We start from the raw sequence: 1,992 nt of genomic DNA on the forward strand, positions 1-1,992 counted from the left end.
AAGGGGATAAACTGCGTCATGCCCATCAGATTCGCGGATTTCAGACCGGAGGGAAATCCGACAGACTGCTAGACCGAGCCCGATAACCCGCCCTTCGGGCGAGGCAGGCCTCCAGGGGCGTTCCGCGCGAGATGGCTGTGGACAGCCGGCACCCGCAACGGCGATATGTTGCTGAGCTATTATTACACTTTTGGTTGATAGAAGGTCTCGAGCTTGACCCTTTCCGGAACGCACGATAGCGCCCTGATCGCCCTTTCCGTTCTCATCGCCATGGCTGCATCCTATACGGCTCTCGATCTGGCAAGCCGGGTCCGGGTTGCAGGTGGATGGGCTCGCTCCGTCTGGCTCGCGGCAGCCGCGCTCGCCATGGGTGGCGGTGTATGGGCCATGCACTTCGTGGCCATGCTGGCCTTCAGCGTGCCCGGCATGGCGGTGGGTTACGATCTCAGCCTTACTCTCCTGTCCCTGCTGGTGCCGATCGGCACCACGGGGCTGAGCTTCGCCGTGGTGAGCCGATCGCGTCCAGGGCCCGTGCTCCTCCTCGCGAGCGGCCTGTTCATGGGCCTCGGCATTGTGGCGATGCACTATCTCGGCATGGCCGCGATGCAGATGGCTGCCGATCTTCACTATGCCCGGCTCTGGATCGCTGTCTCCGTGCTGATCGCCATCGGCGCAGCAACGGTTGCGCTATGGCTGTCGACCCTGGCCAATCGTGCGGCCGGAAAGCTCGGTTCCGCCATCCTCATGGGCGTGGCGATTTCAGGCATGCACTATGCCAGCATGCATGGAGCCGTGTTCACGGCCCATTCCCACGTCGACATGGCTCATGGCCGCGCCGGCCTGACACAGGTGACGCTCGCACTCGCTGTCGCAGCCTCCACATTCCTGATCCTGTTCCTGACCTTGATCGCGGCCATGTTCGACCGGCGCTTCGCCATCTTGTCCGAGCGGGAAGCGGTCGCGCTCCGCCGCAGCGAGGAGCGCTTCAGATCCCTCTACCGCCGAACGCCACTCCCCCTCCACTCCCTCGATAACAAGGGGTGCATCGAGGATGTCACGGAGGCATGGCTCGAGATGATGGGCTACCACCGTGACGAGGTGATCGGCCGGCCGCTGATCAATTTCCTGACCGAGGCATCGGCACGTCAGCTGGTGCAGCGTGACTGGCCTGCCCTCCTCCAGGAGGGTGAACTCAGCAACATCGACTATCGCGCCGTAACCAAGGCCGGCGACATCCTCGATGTGACTGCCTCCGCGCGGATCGAGCGCGAAGAAGAGCAAGGCGTACCGCGCGTCCTGGGCGGCTTGTCCAACATCACGGAGCGTCGACGGGCCGAGGAAGCACTCCGCCAGTCACAGAAGATCGAGACCATTGGCCAGCTCACCGGAGGTGTGGCGCACGACTTCAACAACCTCCTGGCCGTGATCCTGGGCAATCTGGAGCTCCTGCGGAAACGTCTGCCGGATGATCCGAGATGGGGGTCGTTGATCGAGAACGCTCTTCAGGGCGTGCAGCGCGGTGCGGGGTTGACCCAACGCCTCCTCGCCTTCGCCCGCAAGCAGGATCTCAAGCCCAAGCCGGTCGATATCCAGGAGCTCGTGCGAGGCATGGCCGATCTGCTTCAGCGCTCCCTCGGGCCGATGGTGAAGGTCGACACCCATTTCCCGCTGCACCTGTGCTGCGCCCACGTCGATGCCCATCAATTGGAGCTGACATTGCTCAACCTGGCGGTCAACGCCCGCGACGCCATGCCTCACGGCGGCACGCTCAGCATATCTGCCTCGGAACAGGTGCTCCTTGCAGGTGCATCGGACGGGCTGGAGCCCGGTACCTATGTGTGCCTTTCAGTCGCCGACACAGGAACGGGAATGGACGCTGCCACCTTGTCCCGCGCTACAGAACCGTTCTTCACGACCAAGGAACCTGGCCAGGGAACAGGGCTCGGCTTATCCATGGCGCACGGGCTGGCCGCTCAGTCAGGCGGCCGCCTC

At 63.7% G+C, this 1,992-nt stretch carries 1 protein-coding gene; it reads left to right on the plus strand.

The features are described 5' to 3' along the window. Positions 1-213: 213 nt before the first annotated feature. Positions 214-1,992: MHYT domain-containing protein (locus D2K64_RS23380; protein WP_120010810.1), on the plus strand; the 1,779-nt coding region annotated here is incomplete at its 3' end.

It is taken from the genome of Teichococcus vastitatis, assembly GCF_003604215.1.
Lineage (GTDB): Bacteria > Pseudomonadota > Alphaproteobacteria > Acetobacterales > Acetobacteraceae > Pseudoroseomonas > Pseudoroseomonas vastitatis.